An 18,598-nucleotide genomic window follows, 5' to 3' on the forward strand; every position below is an offset into this window, starting at 1 on the left:
TCTCCCGCCCGCGCGCGCCCGATGGGGCGCGGCGCCTTTGATGCGGGCCGCTTCTAGCGAATCCTGTCGAGGATGGAAACGTAATTGGCGACCGCAGCCCCACCCATGTTGAAGATGCCGCCGAGTTTTGCGCCCGGCACCTGGATGCCGCCGGCCTCGCCGGTAAGCTGCATGGCGGTCAGCACATGCATCGACACGCCGGTGGCGCCGATCGGGTGGCCCTTCGCCTTCAAGCCGCCGGATGGATTGACCGGCAGGCGGCCGTCCCTGGCCGTCGTGCCGTCCAGCGCCAGCTTCGCGCCTTCGCCTGGCTTGGCCAGCCCCATCGCCTCGTATTCGATGAGCTCGGCGATGGTGAAGCAGTCATGCGTCTCGACGAAGGAAAGGTCGTCGAGCGTGACGCCGGCTTTCTTCAGCGCCTGCTCCCAGGCCCGCTCGCAGCCTTCGAAGGAAAGGATGTCGCGCTTCGACATCGGCAGGAAATCCTGGACATGCTCATTGGCACGGAAGGTGACCGCGCGACGCATCTTCAGTGCCGTCGCGGTGTCGGTCAGCACGAGCGCCGCCGCGCCGTCCGAAACCAGCGAGCAGTCGGTGCGCTTCAGCGGACCGGCGACAAAGGGGTTCTTCTCACTCTCCTGGCGGCAGAACTCGTAGCCGAAGTCCTTGCGCATCTGCGCATAGGGATTGTCGACGCCGTTCTTGTGGTTCTTGGCGGCGATCATGGCAAGCGCGTCCGACTGGTCGCCATAGCGCTGGAAATAGGCCTGCGCGATCTTGCCGAAGACACCGGCAAAGCCCGCCGGCGTGTCGCCGTCCTCCGGCAGATAGGAGGCCTTGAGCAGGTTCTTGCCGATTTCCGGGCCGGGCGTCGTCGTCATCTGCTCGGCGCCGACCACCAGCACGATGCGCGCGGCGTTGGCGTCGATGGCGCGGATGCCTTGCCGCACCGCGGCCGAGCCGGTGGCGCAGGCATTTTCCACACGCGTCGCCGGCTTGAAGCGCAGCCGGTCGTCGGCCTGCAGCACCAGGCTCGCGGTGAAATCCTGCGGCGAGAAGCCGGCGTTGAAATGGCCGAGCACGATCTCGTCGACATCGTCCGGACCGATGCCGGCATGGTCGAGCGCGTCCACGGCGACCTTGGTGATCAGGCCCTCCAGCGTCTCGCCTTCGAGCTTGCCGAAGCGCGAATGCGCCCAGCCGACGATGCATGCGGTCATAACAGCCTCCATTTGCCGCGCGGCCCCGCGTGTATTGATCTTCAGGTGATGCCGGCCTGACCTGAACCTCAACACACGCTAGCACGATCCTGCCGCGGCATGAGATTCAATATTGTTCAACGATGAACCGTTTTCCAGCCTTTGGGATGGGCCAGAGCGACACGATCGATTGATCCCGGTGTCGATTTTTTATTGATTGATCCGTCAATAAAAAATAATCTGGACCCGGAATCGGATCTCCCAAATGCCGAAAATCGGAATGGAACCGCTGCGCCGCAGGGCGCTGATCGACGCGACGATCTCGGCGATCGGCGAGCGCGGTTCGCTGGACGTGACCATGTCGGAGATCGCCGGCCGCGCCGGCGTATCCTCGGCGCTCGCGCATCACTATTTCGGCGCCAAGGACGAGCTGCTGTTCGCGACGATGCGGCACATCCTCGCCGAACTCAACGCCGACACGCGGCGCGCGCTCAGCCTTGCCGCGACGCCGCGCCAGCGCGTTTCAGCCGTCGTAGCGGTCAGTTTCTCCGACGACCAGTTCCAGCCCGAAATCATCGCCGCCTGGCTCGCCTTCTATGTCGAGGCGCAGCAGTCTTCCGCCCTGCGGCGGTTGCTTCGCGTCTATGCGCGGCGGCTCAATTCCAACCTGATGAGCGGGCTGACCGGCATCCTGCCGAGGACCGAAGCGGACCGCGTCGCGGAAGCGACGGCAGCGCTGATCGACGGGCTCTACATCCGACGCGCGCTGAAGGAAGGCGTGCCCGATGCGCGGACAGCGATCGCGCTCATCGAAGACTATCTAGAAACCAAGCTCAGCGGACGGGGCCTGCCTTGACGACCCGACGGACCAATTTCCTGATCGTCATGGTCGATCAGCTCAACGGCAAGCTCTTCCCCGACGGCCCGGCGGATTTCCTGCACGTGCCGCATCTCAAGGCGCTCGCGGCGCGCTCGGCGCGGTTCGCCAACAACTACACGGCCTCGCCGCTCTGCGCGCCCGGCCGCGCCTCGCTCATGAGCGGCCAGCTGCCGTCGCGCACCGGGGTCTATGACAACGCCGCCGAATTCGCTTCCTCGATCCCGACCTTCGCGCATCATCTGCGCGGCGCCGGCTACTACACTTGCCTGTCCGGCAAGATGCATTTCGTTGGGCCGGACCAGTTGCACGGCTTCGAGGAGCGGCTGACCACCGACATCTATCCCGCCGATTTCGGCTGGACGCCGGACTATCGCAAGCCCGGCGAGCGCATCGACTGGTGGTACCACAATCTGGGCTCGGTGACCGGCGCTGGCGTCGCCGAGACCACCAACCAGATGGAATATGACGACGAGGTCACCTTCCTGGCGACGCAGAAACTCTACCAGCTCTCGCGCGAGCAGGACGATGCGCGTCGTCGGCCATGGTGCCTTACGGTGTCACTATCGCATCCGCATGATCCCTATGTGGCGCGCAAGCGGTACTGGGATCTCTACCAGAACTGCCAGGCGCTCGACCCTGAAACCTCGTTCATCCCGCATGACGAGCAGGACACGCATTCGCAGCGGCTCTACCGCGCCAGCGACTACCAATCCTTCGAGATCACGCCCGAGCAGGTGCGCCGTTCACGGCGCGGCTACTTCGCCAACATTTCCTATGTCGACGACAAGCTCGGCGAGCTTGTCGATGTCCTCAAGCGCACCCGCATGCTCGACGACACCACCATCCTGTTCTGCTCGGACCATGGCGACATGCTGGGCGAGCGCGGCCTGTGGTTCAAGATGAGCTTCTTCGAGGGGTCCGCGCGCGTGCCGTTGATGATCGCCGGCAAGGGCGTGCCGGCCGGACTGGTCAAAGCGCCGGTCTCCAACCTCGACGTGACGCCGACGCTCTGCGACCTGGCGGGCATCGACTTCGCGGCGATCACGCCGTGGACCGACGGCCAGTCGCTGCTGTCGCTGCTTGGCGGCGAGGCACGCACCGCGCCGGTGTTGATGGAATACGCCGCCGAGGGCTCCCATGCGCCCCTGGTCGCCATCCGCGACGGCAAATACAAGTTCGTCCATTGCGAGCTCGACGCGCCGCAACTCTTCGATCTCGAGGCCGATCCGCTCGAACGCGACAACCTCGCCGACGATCCGGCAAACGCCGCCCTGGTGGCCGCTTTCATGGACAAGGTCCGGGCGCGCTGGGACATGCCCGCCTTCGACGCCGCGGTGCGTGAAAGCCAGGCGCGCCGCTGGGTGGTCTACCCGGCGCTGCGCAACGGCGCCTACTACCCGTGGGACTTCCAGCCACTGCAGAAGGCATCGGAACGCTACATGCGCAATCACATGAACCTCGACAATCTCGAGGAGAGCAAACGGTATCCGCGAGGCGAATGATGGCTGACGTTCTCATTCCCACCCTCAACCACCTGAAGCAGGCCTATGCCGTGACGTCCACGGCCACGCAGGTGACGCCGCTGCTGGAGTCGGCCGCGCTCGCCAGCGAAACGGGCGCCGCGCGCGTCTTCGTCAAGCCGGAATCGCTGCAATGGGCAGGCTCCTTCAAGGTGCGCGGCGCCTATTGGCGGCTGAAGCGACTCTCGCCGGAGAAAGCGAGCGCGGGCGTCGTCGCCTATTCCTCAGGCAATTTCGCGCAAGGGCTCGCGGCCGCCGGACAGGCGCTCGGCATTCCCGTCACCATCGTCATGCCGATCGACGCGCCGACCGCCAAACGCGATGCGACCGCAGGCTATGGCGCGCGCGTGGTACTGACCGATCATGGCGATCGCGCCCGCGAGGAAGTCGCGGCCGCCAAGGCGCGCGAGATCGCCGAGACCGAGCACCTCACCTTGCTCCACCCCTTCGACGATCCGGAGATCGTCGCCGGCCAGGCCGGCGCGGGGCTCGAGGCGCTCGAGCAGTTGGCTGCAAAGAAGGCGCATGCCGATCTGGTGTTCTGCTCGGTCGGCGGCGGCGGGCTGATCGGCGGCGTCTCGCTCGCCTTCCACTATCTGTCCCCGAAGACCGAGATCATCGCAGTCGAGCCCGAGGGCTTCAACGGCATGGGCTCCTCGCTCGCGCATGGCGCGATCGAGACCATGCCGATCGGGCCGAAGTCGATCTGCGACGGACTGATGGCGCGCAAGCCCGGCGAGGCGCCCTTCGCGGCAGTGAGCGCGGCCGGCGTTCGCGGCGTCACCGTCGACGACGCCTCGGTGCGGCGCGCAATGAAAATCGCCTTCGAGCGGATGAAGCTGGTGCTGGAGCCGTCGGGCGCGGCATCGCTCGCGGCGCTGCTGGGCGGCAAGGTGAATGTGGCGGGCAAAACCGTCCTCGTAGTGGCTACCGGCGGCAATGTCTCGCTCGCCGATTTTATGGCGCATGTGAACAATGCTTGAAGCGGATTTCGTCATCATCGGCTCCGGCTCCGCCGGCTCGGCCATGGCCTACCGGCTGTCCGAGGACGGCAAGCACTCGGTGATCGTGATCGAGTTCGGCGGCACCGATATCGGGCCGCTGATCCAGATGCCGTCGGCGCTGTCGATCCCGCTCAACATGAACCTTTACGACTGGGGCTTCGCCAGCGAGCCGGAGCCGCATCTCGGCGGCCGGGTGCTTGCCACGCCGCGCGGCAAGGTCATCGGCGGCTCGTCCTCGATCAACGGCATGGTCTATGTGCGCGGCCATGCGCGCGATTTCGACCATTGGGCTGAACAAGGTGCCGCCGGCTGGGGATTTGCAGACGTGCTTCCCTATTTCAAGCGGATGGAAGAAGCCGACTGCGGCGAGGACGGCTGGCGAGGCAAAAGCGGCCCGCTGCATGTGCAGCGCGGCACGCGCAAGAACCCACTCTATGGCGCGTTCGTCGAGGCGGGCCGCCAGGCCGGTTTCGAGCTCACCGACGACTACAACGGCTCGAAGCAGGAAGGCTTCGGGGCAATGGAGCAGACCATTCTGGGCGGACGGCGCTGGTCGGCCGCGAATGCCTATCTGAAGCCGGCTCTCAGGCGCAAAAATGTGAGGCTGGTCAAAGGTTTCGCCCGACGCGTGGTGATCGAGAATCAACGCGCCGTCGGTGTCGAGATCGAGGCTAACAAACAGATTCAAGTCGTTAAGGCGCGACGTGAGGTGGTCGTTGCGGCATCGTCGATCAATTCACCGAAGATCCTGATGCTGTCGGGCATCGGGCCTGGCGCGCATCTCCGGGAAAACGGAATTGCGGTGATCGCCGACCGGCCGGGTGTCGGCGGCAATCTGCAGGACCATCTGGAGCTCTACATCCAGCAGGAATCGACCAGGCCGATCACGCTGAATTCAGTGCTCAATCCCTTCTCCAAGGCCATGATCGGCGCGCAGTGGCTGTTCTTCAAGACCGGCCTCGGCGCCACAAACCATTTCGAGGCGGCCGCCTTCGTGCGCTCGCAGGCGGGTGTCGACTATCCCGATATCCAGTATCATTTCATCCCGGCGGCGGTGCGCTACGACGGCAAGGCGGCGGCGAAGTCGCATGGCTTCCAGGCGCATGTCGGCCCGATGCGCTCGAAGTCGCGCGGCTCCGTGACGCTGCGCTCGCCCGACGCACGGGCTAAGCCGGTGATCCGCTTCAACTACATGTCGCATCCGGACGACTGGAGCGAGTTCCGCCACTGCATCCGGCTGACCCGCGAGATTTTTGGCCAGAAGGCCTTCGATGGTTTCCGCGGCAAGGAGATTTCGCCGGGCAGCCATGTGCAGTCCGACGACGAGCTCGACGCCTTCATCCGCGAGCACGCCGAGAGCGCCTATCATCCCTGCGGCACCTGCAGGATGGGTCGCGCCGACGATCTGACAAGCGTCGTCGATCCGGAATGCCGGGTGATCGGCGTCGAGGCCCTGCGCGTCGCCGACTCCTCGATCTTTCCGCGGGTGACCAACGGCAATCTCAACGCACCCTCGATCATGACCGGCGAGAAGGCATCCGACCACATCCTCGGCCGCACGCCGCTGGCGCCGTCCAACCAGGAACCATGGATCAATCCGCGCTGGCAGGTGGCGGACAGATAGCGCATGATCCGGCGGGCGCCCTCCCCCGCCCCAGCGATTACGAACGGAGAAGATCCATGCGCGCCCAGCCCACGGCATCGCATTATGTCAACGGCCGCTACATCGAGGACGAAGGCGGCGCGCCGCTGCCGGTGATCTATCCGGCGACCGGCGAGACCATCGCCACGCTGCATTCGGCGACGCCGAACGTACTGGAGCTGGCGATCGAGGCGGCACGCGCGGCGCAGCCGGCCTGGGCGCGGCTGAAGCCGGTCGAGCGCGGCCGCATCCTGCGCCGCGCCGCCGACATCCTGCGCGCGCGCAACGCCGATCTCGCCCGCATCGAGACGCTCGATACCGGCAAGGCGATCCAGGAGACGCTGGTGGCCGATGCGCCTTCGGCCGCCGATTGTCTTGAATATTTCGCCGGCGCGGTCGCCGCCTTCAACGGCGATATGATCGATCTCGGCGGTCCGTTTGCGTACACCAGGCGTGAGCCGCTTGGCGTCTGTGTCGGCATTGGCGCCTGGAACTATCCGATCCAGATCGCCGGCTGGAAGTCGGCGCCGGCTTTAGCCATGGGCAACGCCATGGTGTTCAAACCCTCGGAGAACACGCCGCTTTCGGCGCTGGCGCTCGCCGAGATCTACTCGGAAGCGGGCCTGCCCGACGGGCTGTTCAACGTCGTGCAGGGCTATGGCGATGTCGGCGCCGGCCTCGTCGGCCATGATGTCGTGGCAAAAATCTCGGTGACCGGTTCTGTGCCGACGGGCCGCAAGGTGCTGTCGCTCGCCGGCTCGAAGATGAAGCACGCCACGATGGAGCTCGGCGGCAAGTCGCCGCTGATCGTCTTCGACGACGCGGATCTCGAAAACGCCATCGGCGGCGCCATGCTCGGCAATTTCTATTCGACCGGCCAGATCTGCTCCAACGGCACGCGCGTCTTCGTGCAGAAGGGCCTGCATGACCGCTTCGTCGAGCGACTGGTCGAGCGCACCAAGAAGATCCGCATCGGCGATCCGCTCGATCCAGAAACGCAGATGGGACCCCTGGTCAACAGGGCGCAACAGGACAAGGTTGTCTCCTACGTCGCGGCCGGCAAACAGGACGGCGCGAGTCTCGCCTGCGGCGGCAACGTGCCCTCGCTGCAAGGCTTCGAGGGCGGCTTCTTCGTCGAGCCTACGGTGTTCACCAGTGTCACCGACGGCATGCGCATCGCGCGCGAGGAGATCTTCGGGCCGGTGATGAGCGTGTTGAAGTTCGACAGCGAGGACGAGGTGATCGAGCGCGCCAACGACACCGAATTCGGCCTCGCCGCCGGTGTGTTCACGCGCGACCTGCCGCGGGCGCACCGGGTGATCGCCGAATTGCAGGCCGGCACCTGCTGGATCAACGCCTACAATCTGACGCCGGTGGAAATGCCCTTCGGCGGCGTCAAGCAGTCCGGCATCGGGCGCGAGAACTCGCTGGCGGCGTTGGCGCACTATTCGCAGCTGAAGGCGGTCTATGTCGAGACGGGGGACGTGGCGAGCCCGTATTGACTTGGCAACCGGCTCGGTCGCGCTTATCATAAATTGATAAGAATGGATAATAGCAAGGAACTGGGCGATGCCAGCAAGCTATAATATCGGTTCTCGCTATGAGGCACTGGTACGCGAGCTTGTCGAAAGCGGCCGCTATGCAAGCGCCAGCGAAGTCGTACGCGATAGCCTGCGCCTCCTTGAGGAGCGCGAAGAACAGCGGCGGGCAAAGTTGGATGCTTTGCGCGAAGATATCCGCAAAGGGAGGGAAAGCGGTCCCGGCATTCCGGCATCGGAGGTTCTGGACCGGTTAGAAGCGAAATACCGCGACAAAAGCCATAAGTAATGGCTGTTACATTCTCACCTGCCGCCGCAAGGGATGTCGAGGAAATCGGCGATTACATCCATACCGAAAATCCAGCCACGGCTCGGCGCTTTGTGACGGCGCTCAGAGGGCGATGCGATCGCATTGCCGACGCACCACATGGCGGCGCACCCCGATTCTCACTGTCACCAAACCTTCGATCAATTCCATTCCAACGCTATGTAGTCTTCTACATAGCTGAAGGAGACGATGTACGAATTGAACGATCTGCACGGTGCTCGCGACATCGATGCCATTTTCGACGGAGACGGCGACGCTTAGGCGCCAGCGCCGCCTCACCCCTTCTCCGCCGTCCCGTCCAGATACTGGGTCAGCGCACAAACCAGATGGTAGAAGATACTTGCCGGCACGTCGGTGGCCAGTGAGCGGCCGCGTTCGTCGATGCGGTCGATCCAGAGGCCGAGCGGCGCCGGGTCGATGTGCCAGCGGAACAGCCTGCCGACGCGTGCCTCGATCTCGGGCTTGAGATCGGGGCCACCCGAGCCGTCGAGCGCGATCGCCGCCTTGACCGCCTCTGCTTGCGGCCAGCCGCGCGACACGCGGTCGAGCGGCAGCCCCTGGCGCGAGACGGCGCCGTAGGCAAGGCCGGTGGCGCGATTGAGGCCGTTGGCAACGGCGGAGGCATAGAGCTTGCGGGCGAAGCCGGCGAGCTCGGCCTGGCCGCTGCGGGCGGCAAAATCGACAAGCAGCGAGGCCCATTCGAAATGGTGGCCGGGCTCGGTCCAGGCGCCCTTCTCGCCCGCCACGGGCTTCCAGCCGTCGTCGAAATACTCGCCCAGCGTCCAGCTTTCGGCGTCGAAGAAATGACTGCGAAAGAGGTCGATGACGCGCGCGGCGCGGCGCAGATAGGCGCGCTCGCCGGTGGCCTTGTGCCAGGCAAGGAACGCCTCGAGCAGATGCATGTGGGGGTTGGAGCGACGCTCGCCCTCGCCATCGGAGGTTTCGAGGAAGCCGGTCATGCGGCTGTCCTCGAGATGAGTATCGAGAAAGGCGAAGGTCTCTTCGCCGAGCCGCAAGGCATCGGGATGACCCGACATATGAGCGTGCGCCAGCGCGAGCAGCACGCAGGAATGGTCGTAGGCGTCCTCGACCGGATCGGCGACCGAGCCGTCGATGTTGAGCGTGCGCACCCAGCCGCCTTTGCCGGTGCGACCTCGGCCAGTCATGAAGTCGATACCATGCGCGATCAGCCGGTCCGCCGGGCCATCCCAGCCGCGCTCCTTGGCGACCGCGAAGGCATAGACCTGGCGCGCCTGCGTTCGCATGCGCTTGGGCTTCATCAGCGGCGTGGCGTCGAAGCCCAGCGCCTCATGGAAGCCGCCATGGCGTTCGTCGACGCCGATCGTCGACCACAGCGGCAGCGTCTCCTCGAACAGCCAGTGGCGCACGCGCCGCCGCCAGGCGCCGCTCTCGATCACGCGGTCATGCGCCGGCGTGAACCTCGTCTCCAGCCGGCCGGATTTCTCGAGCTGCTCGACGATCTTCTTGACATGCTGGCTGTGGCTGACCGGCGCGACGAAAGTGGCATCGGCTGTCGAGACGATGGCGACGTCCTTCATGCCGATCGCCGAAAGCAGGCGGCCGTCGCCGCGGATATAGGAGTTCTCGCAGTCGATGGCGACGACATCGCCGAGGATGACATTGCCTTGCCTGTCGGACGGCCCGACATCGAGCAACGACTGCCAGGAGCCGAGGTCGTTCCAGCGGAAGCCGGCCGGCACCATGGCGATGTCCCTGGCCCGCTCCATGATGGCGTAGTCGATCGAGGTCGACGGGATCGCCGAATAGAGCTCCAGCGGCATGTAGAGGCCGGAAAGATCGCTGGTCGCCGCGTGATAGGCCGCTTTCGTCGCCTGCCAGATCTTCGGCTCGAAGGCGGCGAAGGCATCGCGCATGGCGCCGGCGCGAAACAGGAAGATGCCGGTGTTCCAGTAGAAACTGCCGGCGTCGAGATAGGTTTGCGCCGTGGCGAGGTCGGGCTTCTCGACGAAGCGCGAGACGTCGAACACGCCGTCCCGGTCGGCGGCGACCTCGATATAGCCGTAGCCCGTCTCGGGTTGCGTCGGCTTGATGCCGAACACCACCAGGCGGCCGGCGCCCGCCGCCTCGGCACCGGCCTCGATGCTCTGCCAGAACTGGCGCGCGGTGGAGATCTCGTGGTCGGAAGGCACCACCAGCACCAGTTCGTCGCCGAACTCGGAAAGCGTGCGCAGGCTGGCCAGCGCCACGGCAGCCGCGGTGTTGCGGCCGGTCGGCTCGAAGAGTGGACCGCCGCCGGCGAGGTCGAGGCCGGCAAGGTCGGCATGGACGCGCTCGGCGTGGCGCTCCGAAGCGATCAGAAAGATCGGCGTCTCGCCCTCGGGTCGCGCCGCCAGCCGGCGCAAGGTCTTGGCCAGCATCGAGCCATCGCCGGAGAGGTCATGGAACTGCTTGGGATTGTCCTCGCGCGACAGTGGCCATAGCCGCGAGCCGACGCCGCCGCTCATGACGAAACTGACGATGCGCTGGCTCATTCGGGTCTCACATTCAGAATCTGGGTCGACCGGGTAGCACGGATGGCCTTAAGCGGTGTTTACCCGTATGGAAATCCGCTCCGTCGCCAGGTCGATAAAGGCTTTGACCAAGGGCGAAAGATGGCGGCTGCTCGGATAAAGGACATAAAGCCCGCCAGTCGGCGTGGTGTAGTCGTCAAGAACACGGGATAGCCTCCCCCCGCCTATCAGCGCCTCGGCCATTCCGTGCGGCATCTGGGCAATGCCGTAACCCGCTAGGGCGGCGGCGACGACGGCCTGCATCTCGTTCGCGGCGAAGCGCCCGGCCACCGTGACCGTTTCCCGGCCATCCGGCCCGTCCAGCACCCAGTGCGCGCCGACAGCCGACGGGCCGGCAATGAGGCAGTCATGGCGGGCGAGGTCCGCCGGGGAGTCCGGTGTTCCGCGACGCGCCAGATATTCGGGGCTGGCGCAAAGCAGTCTGTGCGTAGCGCCCAGCTTGCGGGCGATCAAAGTCGAGTCCTCCAGGACTCCGGTGCGGAAGGCGAGATCGATGCCGTCCTCGACCAGATTGAGCCTCTCGTCGGTGAGGCGAAGCTCGACATTTGCCTTCGGATATATCGCCAGGAATTCCATCACCGTGGATGTGAGAAAGTGCCCCGCAAAGCCGACCGGCGCGGAAATGCGGATGGTGCCTGTAGGCTCCGCCCTGGCTTCGGCAAGACGCAGGTTTGCTTCCTCGATCGTGCGCAGCGCCTGGCTGCTCTGCTCGTAGTAGAGGCGGCCTGCGTCCGTCATACTGAGGCTGCGGGTCGTGCGCTGCAGCAGCCGGACGCCGACCTCGCGCTCGAGCGCGGCGACACGGCGGCTGACAGTCGTCTTGGGCATGGCCAGCCATCGCGCAGCCGCAGTGAAGCTGCCCGCTTCCACGACACGAGCGAACACAACGACGTCGTTCAAATCGAGCATTGTATCTTCCGATGGGACAAAGTTTCTCAATTATAGGCAGTTATGCATCAAATTGACAGCGCCTAACTTTGCTCCATGGAAACCGAAGGAGCAGATAGATGACCAGCAAACGAACCTTTCTCGTAACCGGCGCCACGGGCCAGCAGGGCGGCGCCGTCGCGCGCGCCCTTCTTTCGAGGGGCCACAGCGTGAAGGCGCTGACACGCAGGCCGGACAGCGATGCCGCCCGGCAGCTGGCATCGGGAGGCGCTACGGTCGTTGCCGGCGATCTCGCCGACGCGGCTTCGGTCATCGACGCAGCAAGGGGCGTCGATACCATGTTCTTGATGGGTAACAGCTACGAGGCCGGGCTCGAGGAAGAGACGCGCCAGGGCATTGTCGCCGCTGACGCGGCGAAGGCTGCCGGCATCGGGCACCTGATTTATTCATCCGTCGCCGACGCCGACAAGCAGACCGGCATCCCGCATTTCGAAAGCAAATTTCTGGTCGAACGGCATATCGCCGGGCTCGGCATTCCCTACACGATCAGTGCCCCGGTCGCCTTCATGGAGAATGCCGTTGCGCCATGGTCGGCCGGCGCGCTCAGCCAGGGCATCCAAGCCTTCGCGCTGCCTGCCAAACGGCCTCTGCAATTGGTTGCTGTCGCGGATATCGGCGCCTTCGTCGCAGCGCTTGCCGAACGGCGTGAGAGCGTGTTCGGCAGGCGCTTCGACTTCGCCGGCGATGAGCTGTCCGGAGAGGACCAGGCGAAAATCCTGTCAAAGGCCATCGGCCGCCCCATCAGCTATCAGGAAATCCCGATCGCCGTCGCCCGCCAGCAGAGTGCGGATGCGGCGGCGATGTTCGAATGGTTCGACCGTGTCGGCTACGACGTCGACATCGCCACCTTGCGCAAGGATTTCCCGGAGGTGCGGTGGCACAGTTTCGCCGACTGGGCGAAAGCATTCGACTGGAGCGTCCTCGAACAGGCTCCATCGGCCGGCTGACCGTCCGGTCGCTCCCTAGAAAGTCTGGTTGTAGGCGCCGACTTCCGGATTGCGGCGCAGCACGGCGTCGACGGCCTCGAACATCTTCCGGCGCCGGTCGGACGATACCGGGCTCTCCACCACCACGACAAGCTCCGGCTTGTTCGAGGAGGCGCGTACCAGGCCCCAGGTGCCGTCCTCGGCGACGACGCGCACGCCGTTGACGGTGATCAGCGCCGCGATCTTCTGGCCGGCGAAATCAGCAGCCTCCCGCCGCATCGCCTGGAAATCGGCGACGACGCGCTCGACCACGCCGTATTTCACCTCGTCGGCGCAGTGCGCCGACATGGTGGGCGTGCCGTAGGTCAGCGGCAGCGCGTGGTAGAGATCGGCCATCGATCGTCGCGGATTGCGGTCGAGCATCTGGCAGACGGCTATCGCGGTGATCAGCCCGTCGTCATAGCCGCGGCCGATCGGCGGATTGAAGAAGAAATGACCGGACTTCTCGAAGCCCGCGACGGCGCCGAGCTCGGCAACGCGGCGCTTGATGTAGGAGTGGCCGGTCTTCCAATAGTCGGTGGCGGCGCCGTTGGCCTTGAGCACATGATCGCTGGCGAACAGCCCGGTCGACTTGACGTCGACGACGAAGGTCGAGCTCGGGTGCAAACTGGAAATGTCACGCGCCAGCATGACGCCGACCTTGTCCGCGAAGATCTCGTTGCCTTCATTGTCGACGACGCCGCAACGGTCGCCGTCGCCGTCGAAGCCCAGTCCGACATCCGCGCCGGTCTCCAGCACCTTTTCGCCGATGGCATGCAGCATCTGCATGTCCTCGGGATTCGGGTTGTAGCGCGGAAATGTATGGTCGAGCTCGACATCGAGCGGGATCACGTCACAGCCGATGCGCGCAAGCGCTTCCGGCGCGAAGGCGCCGGCCGTGCCGTTGCCGCAGGCGCACACCACCTTGAGCTTGCGGGCGATGCGCTTGTCCCTGGTCAGATCGTCGAGATAGGTTTCGCGAAAGCCGGAGACGAACTCGTAGGCACCGCCGCCAACGAGGTCGAAGTCGGCTTCGAGCACGATCTTCTTCAATGCGCTCATTTCTTCCGGGCCGAAGGTGAGCGGCCGCGCCGCGCCCATCTTGACGCCGGTCCAGCCGTTCTCGTTGTGCGAGGCGGTGACCATGGCAACGGATGGCGTGTCCAGCGCGAACTGGGCGAAGTAGGCCATGGGCGATAGGGCCAGGCCGATATCCCTCACGCGTGCGCCCGCCGTCATCAGACCGGAGACAAGCGCCAGCTTGATCGACAGCGAATAGGAGCGGAAATCATGGCCGGTGACGATGTCCGGCCCGGCACCCAGGCGGCGAATCAGCGTGCCCAGACCCAAGCCGAGCGCCTGGACGCCGATCAAATTGAGCTCCGGCGCCTCCGTCGAGCCGGAATGGCCGAACCACCAGCGCGCGTCATATTCGCGAAAACCCGATGCCTTGATCAGCGCCGAGGTCTCGAATTCGAAGCTGTTGGGCCGGGCTTCGCCAACAATCGTCAGAGGCAATGGTGGAAACTCCAGGGTCGGCCGGAATGCCGATTTATGGACCTGCGGCTTACCACAGAGCCTTTAAGCCGGTCTTTACCCGACGGCTAAATCACATGCCTTTCAGGCAACCTTGGAGAAAGCCGACGAAATGCGACACAAGTGCAGCCATTGGCGCTTGCAGGATCGGAAAGTGGCGGCTATAAGCCCGCCGTCTGGTCACGGAGTGTAGCGCAGTCTGGTAGCGCACATCGTTCGGGACGATGGGGTCGCAGGTTCAAATCCTGCCACTCCGACCAGAAGAAACAAGCACTTGGCTAACCTCCCGAAAATCCACGGCAATGAATACGGCAACGATTGGATAGTCATTGCCGAATCCTCCCTGCCCTGCCGCTTGTAAATGCGGCGCCAACGTCGCCCTGATGGTCCGGATGATGGTGTCCGTAGGTCTTTTCAAGCGTCTCTTTAGTCATGCCGAGATAGCCCGCGGCTTGCCACATATCGACGCCGCCCTGCATCAACCACGTCGCGGCTGTGTGGCGCATCGTGTGGCGCACAATGCCCTTGGCTTCAGCGCCTAGCACATCGTCCGCGAGATTGCGGAAAGCCCGCTTTGGATCTGCGGCGCGGCCTTGATATTCAACAACGTACTTCGCGCCGTTCCGGTGCCAGCGCCGCATATGGGCCAGCAGCCTGGATGGCAGGCGGATAGGTGGTGCCTGCTTGTTTGCCGCCACCTGCTCGTCCTCAGCGGCGCGGTAGTAAACCCCATGCTCTAGGTCGATATACGGCCTGCCCTTCTCACGCTTGAACGAAGCTTGCCAAACGCGAGCCGAGCGGCTTCCGGTGTAGAGGGCGGCTATCAGGAAGCGAGCAACATGCAGCGTTGCCTTCTTCTTCGTCGGAACGCCGCGCTGCACTTCCCGCTTTCGATATGCGGCCCAAACGAGCTTGGCCATCGTATCGCGATCAAGGTGATTGGTGCGCCCCTTCGACTTCGGCGGCAGCGTCACGGTTACGGCATGCCGCGTCACCTTGTCGGCAATGGCCATGCGGCAGGCAGCGCGCAAGTCTTCAAGCTCGCGGCGCGCCATGGACTGGGACGTGCGCTGTTTGACATAGGCCGAGCATGTCGTGGTGGTGATGTCGTCAAGAGTCTTATCACCCCAAAACGCTAGGAGCGCCTTGGCGCGTGCCGCCAGCTCTTTCGAGTTGCGGACAGTCTCCTCCTTGACGAGAAGATAATGCGCGATGACCTCCGCAACCGAAACCTCGGAAGCGGCTCGGTGCTTTTCTGTCGGCTTCTCTAGAAAGCGTTTCGCGATGTGTTCGGCGAGCGCGCGCTCAGCCTCTGCACGATCAGATTCGCCGCGGCCAGTGCTGTATTGCTTTCCGCCATCGAGGATGATCCAGACGGCTTCCCTGTCCTTGTCTGCCGGCCTGAGCCAGAGCCGGGCTGGTTTGCGGGTACGAGACATTTTAGCTTCATTTCCTCAACAGCGTTGAGCGTCGTAAAATCTTTGTTCGCGATGCGCATGATGGTCAGGCGTCCTCGCGCCGCCTCGCGTCGAAGGCCGGCTACGGTCATGCCGCCGTACGGAAATGCCAGCGCAACGGCATCCGCGATCCGCAACGGAGCGTCTGGCGCAACATTATCATTCGCCGCTTTCATGTCCCCTCCCCAATAGGTGCACCGTCCGACGCCACGACCATGGGCTACAAGGTGACGAAAGGTCGGACGGTGCTGCCGCACAGGGCGGCGTTCAGATAAGTATGTTTTTGCGGCGTTTTTCCCAAGTCACGACGGCCTTGCCAAGTCAGTCGTCGAAGCCCAAATCCGCCACATCTTCCGCAAAAAACCAGTCCCGCGCCGTTTCGCCCTTGCGGTCGAACTGGACGAGGTAAGAGGTGCGTCCGTCCGGAAGTCTACTCGTCCCGACGACCGCACCAGTCATCGTCACGATGGCGCCAAGCGCCAGCCCACTTTCATTAACCGTATTCGTATTCATTTCTGCGCTCCTCGTTGCAATGCGATGCATGACAATGCATTACATATGCGCAACTAGCCGTCAACCGAAAAATGCATTACATTGCATGACATCACGAAAGAGGGAATACGCATGGCCAAATCCGCCAACGCGAAATCAGCCAACTTGGCGCTTCGTTTGCCGCCTGTAGTCAAAGCTGCCCTGGCCAAAGCCGCCGAGGCTGACCGACGCACTGTCAGTAGCTATGTCGAGAAAGTTTTGGCCGACGACCTCGAGGCCAAAGGCTTTCTGTCCAAGGGCGCAGCCGAATAGGGGCGCGCCGCAGTTACTAAGCTACAGCGCGCCTTGATCGCTCGAGCGCCAGCGATCGGTTCTTCACGCACCAGCCCGCCCGATCCGGCGAGCCGCCAAAGATCATTACGAATATCCGCGCCAAAGTCAAACACCGCTTTACCGCTTTAATGTCGAGTAAAGCGGAATGCGTTTTCGCCCTTCGTCAAGTACAAATAGGCGAAAACGCCTACGGCAATTCTCCTCTAGACTCCAACGTTGTTCTGTGGAATCCATCTGCGTCACTTCCTGCGAGAGAGTGCCATGGAACGGACCTTCGACGAACTTGCCCGCATTCTGAACGCTCCACAGCGTCGCCTGCCATACGGCGCCATTTTGCTGCGCCTGGCCGAAAGCCTTGCAACAGGACCTTGCGATTGGCATAGGTATTGCCGCGGTACGCGTGATGGCGGGTTAGCGCCTCAGTCTGACTTTAGCAGCCGCTCTAAATGAGCGACGTGCTGCCGCTGCGCGGCCTCAAACGCCTGCAGCATCACCACCGCGTCGTAGATGGGAAGCCCTCGTTCCGCTAAACTGTCGATGAGCGCACGCTGGCGAGCGATGCGCTCGGCTCCCTCGCGGACGTGGCGCTCTGCCATTTCCATGAGGCTTTCCCGGCGTGGCATAGCCACTAATCTATAGCACAACGGCGCTCTGCGTTGCGCTGAACCTTGCGCGCGCTTTCGCCGGCTTTTTTGCTGTGTCGGCCGTGAAGCGGTCTGCTTCTTTCAGTTCGCCAACTTGGCGATCTGGTCCGCCATTGCGCGTTTCCGAGTGCCTGGTCTCCAGGTTCCGGTCATCACGGCCGACAACATGACGCAAAAGGAAAAAGGCCAGGGTGGACGCGGGGTTGGCGATTGCACGGGCTATGATGCGCGCCGGGAAGCACTTATAGCTCAGTTGTCCTCCCGCGCGCCGTTAACTCGCCAGGCAGGGCCCTTCAAAAATGGGACGCGATATATGCTGCTCAGTTAGCCCGTCTTAGGCTCGGGCTCCCGAGGCGGCGTGTTCGGGTCGGGGCAATCAGACAATTGCTCACACGGAGGGGGCCGATCGCCAACGCCGCCATAGCGTTCCACGAGTTTTGCGAATCCCAAGGCGAAGGCGGAAAGAAGCGCCAGGACAACCACGATTCGGACGGCCATTCGGGATTGTAGCAGAACCTCGATCCGAGTTTGACCAGCTACAGGTAGAAGAGCGAAATCCGCGGCGAGCCAAGGTGTCCTTCGTTGTGGACGGATGGCAATTTAGAATGGGTGAAGCCCCGCGCCAGTTACTCGGATTCGAAATCTGGCGGGCCATTTATCGCCGCAAGTATCGCCTCATAGGCGCTCCCGACCTCCTCTTCGATCTCGTGCTCGGAAATGCCTGCGGCCTTCGCATCGGCGAACAGCTTGGTTGTCAGATCCGCCACAGAAATGATGTCCGCGCCTACGCTGCCGCGCATCACGTTGTCGGTGATCCACTTTCCAAAGAATTCTGCCCCACGTTCGCTCATAGGCGGTGCCGCGCCTTCAGGAAATGAGCCTCCCGAAGCAGGGCGTCCCAATCGGTTCCAATCTGCTTGATCATCTCTTCGGCTTGCTCGTGGGCAATGCCCGTCTCTCTCGCTAAACGACCAGCCAACAGATCAAGCGCGGCCTCTGCCATCTTGTCGCTTTCTTTGCCTTCTGCGCGGCCGCCCTCGCGATGCTGCATCGCGTCGAAGATCACCTCAAAGACACTGTCGACTTCCTCAGTGATCTCGACCCTGTCGATGCCTTCGCGTTCCGCAGCCTTCGTCATCTGAATTACCAGGTCGCTAATGGCGGCCGGGTCATCCGTCATCGCGTTCGGCAGATGCTCTGCCATCCACCGGTCGAGAAAATTGGCGCCGCGAGTGCTCATTTTGCGATAAGCACGACGCTTATATTAGGTTCCGCGTGACGAAAGCTGGCGGCCCCAAGAGGGGCTCAGTCGAGCTTTTTGATACGCCCTTTGTCGAGGCGGAACACACCGTCGGTGCCGCCCTGGCGCTCAAAGTCGGTTTGCAGCTCGTCCCAGGTGCCGAGATACATTCCGCACTCTGCACAACTGATTGGGGTTGTCGGGATTGCATCGGCGGGGATCATCAAACGGATAGTGCCGCAAAATGGGCACTCCAATTTGTGGTCGAGATACTTGGCCGCCATCCAGCTGTAACCAGCAATCGCGACCGTCTGTTCCAT

19 protein-coding genes and 1 tRNA gene are annotated in these 18,598 nt (G+C 63.6%); 10 read left to right on the forward strand and 10 right to left on the reverse strand.

The window, feature by feature from the left end; genetic code table 11:
• Positions 1-53 precede the first annotated feature (53 nt).
• Complete coding sequence (locus tag EN874_RS17655; protein WP_127426246.1) at positions 54-1,220, reverse strand: acetyl-CoA acetyltransferase; 1,167 nt, start codon at positions 1,218-1,220, stop codon at positions 54-56.
• A gap of 244 nt (positions 1,221-1,464) precedes the next feature.
• On the opposite strand from EN874_RS17655, the gene betI reads away from it, so the two are divergent.
• From betI to EN874_RS17690, 7 genes are all read left to right on the forward strand, one after another.
• Positions 1,465-2,055 carry a transcriptional regulator BetI gene (betI, locus tag EN874_RS17660; RefSeq protein ID WP_127426247.1) on the forward strand — a complete coding sequence of 197 codons (591 nt, stop codon included), beginning with the start codon at positions 1,465-1,467 and terminating at the stop codon, positions 2,053-2,055.
• A complete protein-coding gene (betC, locus tag EN874_RS17665; RefSeq protein WP_127426248.1) occupies positions 2,052-3,581 on the forward strand; it encodes a choline-sulfatase in 1,530 nt (509 codons plus the stop codon). Before betI ends, betC begins: the two co-directional genes overlap by 4 nt.
• Positions 3,578-4,582: a threonine/serine dehydratase gene (locus EN874_RS17670; RefSeq protein ID WP_168247521.1), complete on the forward strand. Its 1,005-nt coding sequence runs from the start codon at positions 3,578-3,580 to the stop codon at positions 4,580-4,582. The genes betC and EN874_RS17670 overlap by 4 nt, the downstream gene beginning before the upstream one ends.
• Positions 4,575-6,227, forward strand: coding sequence for a choline dehydrogenase (gene betA, locus EN874_RS17675; RefSeq protein ID WP_127426250.1), 1,653 nt, complete (start codon positions 4,575-4,577; stop codon positions 6,225-6,227). Before EN874_RS17670 ends, betA begins: the two co-directional genes overlap by 8 nt.
• A gap of 56 nt (positions 6,228-6,283) precedes the next feature.
• Positions 6,284-7,747 (forward strand): betaine-aldehyde dehydrogenase, encoded by a 1,464-nt coding sequence (gene betB / locus EN874_RS17680; protein ID WP_127426251.1) that lies wholly within the window; start codon positions 6,284-6,286, stop codon positions 7,745-7,747.
• 67 nt (positions 7,748-7,814) lie between these two features.
• On the forward strand, positions 7,815-8,072 hold the full coding sequence (locus EN874_RS17685) for a type II toxin-antitoxin system ParD family antitoxin (RefSeq protein WP_127426252.1): 258 nt from the start codon (positions 7,815-7,817) through the stop codon (positions 8,070-8,072).
• On the forward strand, positions 8,072-8,476 hold the full coding sequence (locus tag EN874_RS17690; protein WP_245513603.1) for a type II toxin-antitoxin system RelE/ParE family toxin: 405 nt from the start codon (positions 8,072-8,074) through the stop codon (positions 8,474-8,476). The genes EN874_RS17685 and EN874_RS17690 overlap by 1 nt, the downstream gene beginning before the upstream one ends.
• Here the strand turns inward: EN874_RS17690 and EN874_RS17695 are convergent.
• Both EN874_RS17695 and EN874_RS17700 read right to left on the reverse strand, forming a co-directional pair.
• Positions 8,387-10,624 (reverse strand): AGE family epimerase/isomerase, encoded by a 2,238-nt coding sequence (locus tag EN874_RS17695; RefSeq protein ID WP_127426253.1) that lies wholly within the window; start codon positions 10,622-10,624, stop codon positions 8,387-8,389. The genes EN874_RS17690 and EN874_RS17695 overlap by 90 nt on opposite strands.
• A 48-nt stretch (positions 10,625-10,672) precedes the next feature.
• Entirely contained in the window at positions 10,673-11,572 is a 900-nt protein-coding gene (locus tag EN874_RS17700; protein ID WP_127426254.1) for a LysR family transcriptional regulator, read from the reverse strand.
• Positions 11,573-11,670: 98 nt separating this feature from the next.
• Here EN874_RS17700 and EN874_RS17705 point away from each other — a divergent pair, with 98 nt between their 5' ends.
• Positions 11,671-12,558 carry an NmrA/HSCARG family protein gene (locus EN874_RS17705; RefSeq protein WP_127426255.1) on the forward strand — a complete coding sequence of 296 codons (888 nt, stop codon included), beginning with the start codon at positions 11,671-11,673 and terminating at the stop codon, positions 12,556-12,558.
• 15 nt (positions 12,559-12,573) lie between these two features.
• Here EN874_RS17705 and EN874_RS17710 read toward each other — a convergent pair whose 3' ends face one another.
• The gene (locus EN874_RS17710; protein WP_127426256.1) at positions 12,574-14,094 is read right to left on the reverse strand and encodes a phosphomannomutase/phosphoglucomutase; all 1,521 of its coding nucleotides are present in this window, start codon (positions 14,092-14,094) and stop codon (positions 12,574-12,576) included.
• A 201-nt stretch (positions 14,095-14,295) separates the two neighbouring features.
• On the opposite strand from EN874_RS17710, the gene EN874_RS17715 reads away from it, so the two are divergent.
• Positions 14,296-14,372, forward strand: a tRNA-Pro gene (locus EN874_RS17715).
• Between the two features lie 66 nt (positions 14,373-14,438).
• Here EN874_RS17715 and EN874_RS17720 read toward each other — a convergent pair.
• Positions 14,439-15,551 (reverse strand): integrase, encoded by a 1,113-nt coding sequence (locus EN874_RS17720; RefSeq protein WP_127426257.1) that lies wholly within the window; start codon positions 15,549-15,551, stop codon positions 14,439-14,441.
• 339 nt (positions 15,552-15,890) lie between these two features.
• Complete coding sequence (locus tag EN874_RS17725) at positions 15,891-16,082, reverse strand: hypothetical protein (protein ID WP_127426258.1); 192 nt, start codon at positions 16,080-16,082, stop codon at positions 15,891-15,893.
• Between the two features lie 111 nt (positions 16,083-16,193).
• Between EN874_RS17725 and EN874_RS17730 the strand changes: the two genes are divergently transcribed.
• The gene (locus tag EN874_RS17730; RefSeq protein ID WP_127426259.1) at positions 16,194-16,373 is read left to right on the forward strand and encodes a hypothetical protein; all 180 of its coding nucleotides are present in this window, start codon (positions 16,194-16,196) and stop codon (positions 16,371-16,373) included.
• A gap of 440 nt (positions 16,374-16,813) precedes the next feature.
• On the opposite strand, the gene EN874_RS17735 is transcribed toward EN874_RS17730, so the two are convergent.
• The 4 genes from EN874_RS17735 to EN874_RS17750 all read right to left on the reverse strand — a co-directional run bounded on the left by EN874_RS17735 (position 16,814) and on the right by EN874_RS17750 (position 18,598).
• Complete coding sequence (locus tag EN874_RS17735) at positions 16,814-16,996, reverse strand: hypothetical protein (protein WP_245513604.1); 183 nt, start codon at positions 16,994-16,996, stop codon at positions 16,814-16,816.
• A gap of 668 nt (positions 16,997-17,664) precedes the next feature.
• Positions 17,665-17,889 carry a DUF768 domain-containing protein gene (locus EN874_RS17740; RefSeq protein ID WP_127426261.1) on the reverse strand — a complete coding sequence of 75 codons (225 nt, stop codon included), beginning with the start codon at positions 17,887-17,889 and terminating at the stop codon, positions 17,665-17,667.
• Positions 17,886-18,242, reverse strand: coding sequence for a hypothetical protein (locus EN874_RS34420; RefSeq protein WP_245513605.1), 357 nt, complete (start codon positions 18,240-18,242; stop codon positions 17,886-17,888). Before EN874_RS34420 ends, EN874_RS17740 begins: the two co-directional genes overlap by 4 nt.
• A 101-nt stretch (positions 18,243-18,343) precedes the next feature.
• Positions 18,344-18,598, reverse strand: a complete 255-nt coding sequence (locus EN874_RS17750) for a hypothetical protein (RefSeq protein WP_168247516.1) — start codon at positions 18,596-18,598, stop codon at positions 18,344-18,346.

It is taken from the genome of Mesorhizobium sp. M1D.F.Ca.ET.231.01.1.1, assembly GCF_003999155.2.
Classification (GTDB): domain Bacteria; phylum Pseudomonadota; class Alphaproteobacteria; order Rhizobiales; family Rhizobiaceae; genus Mesorhizobium.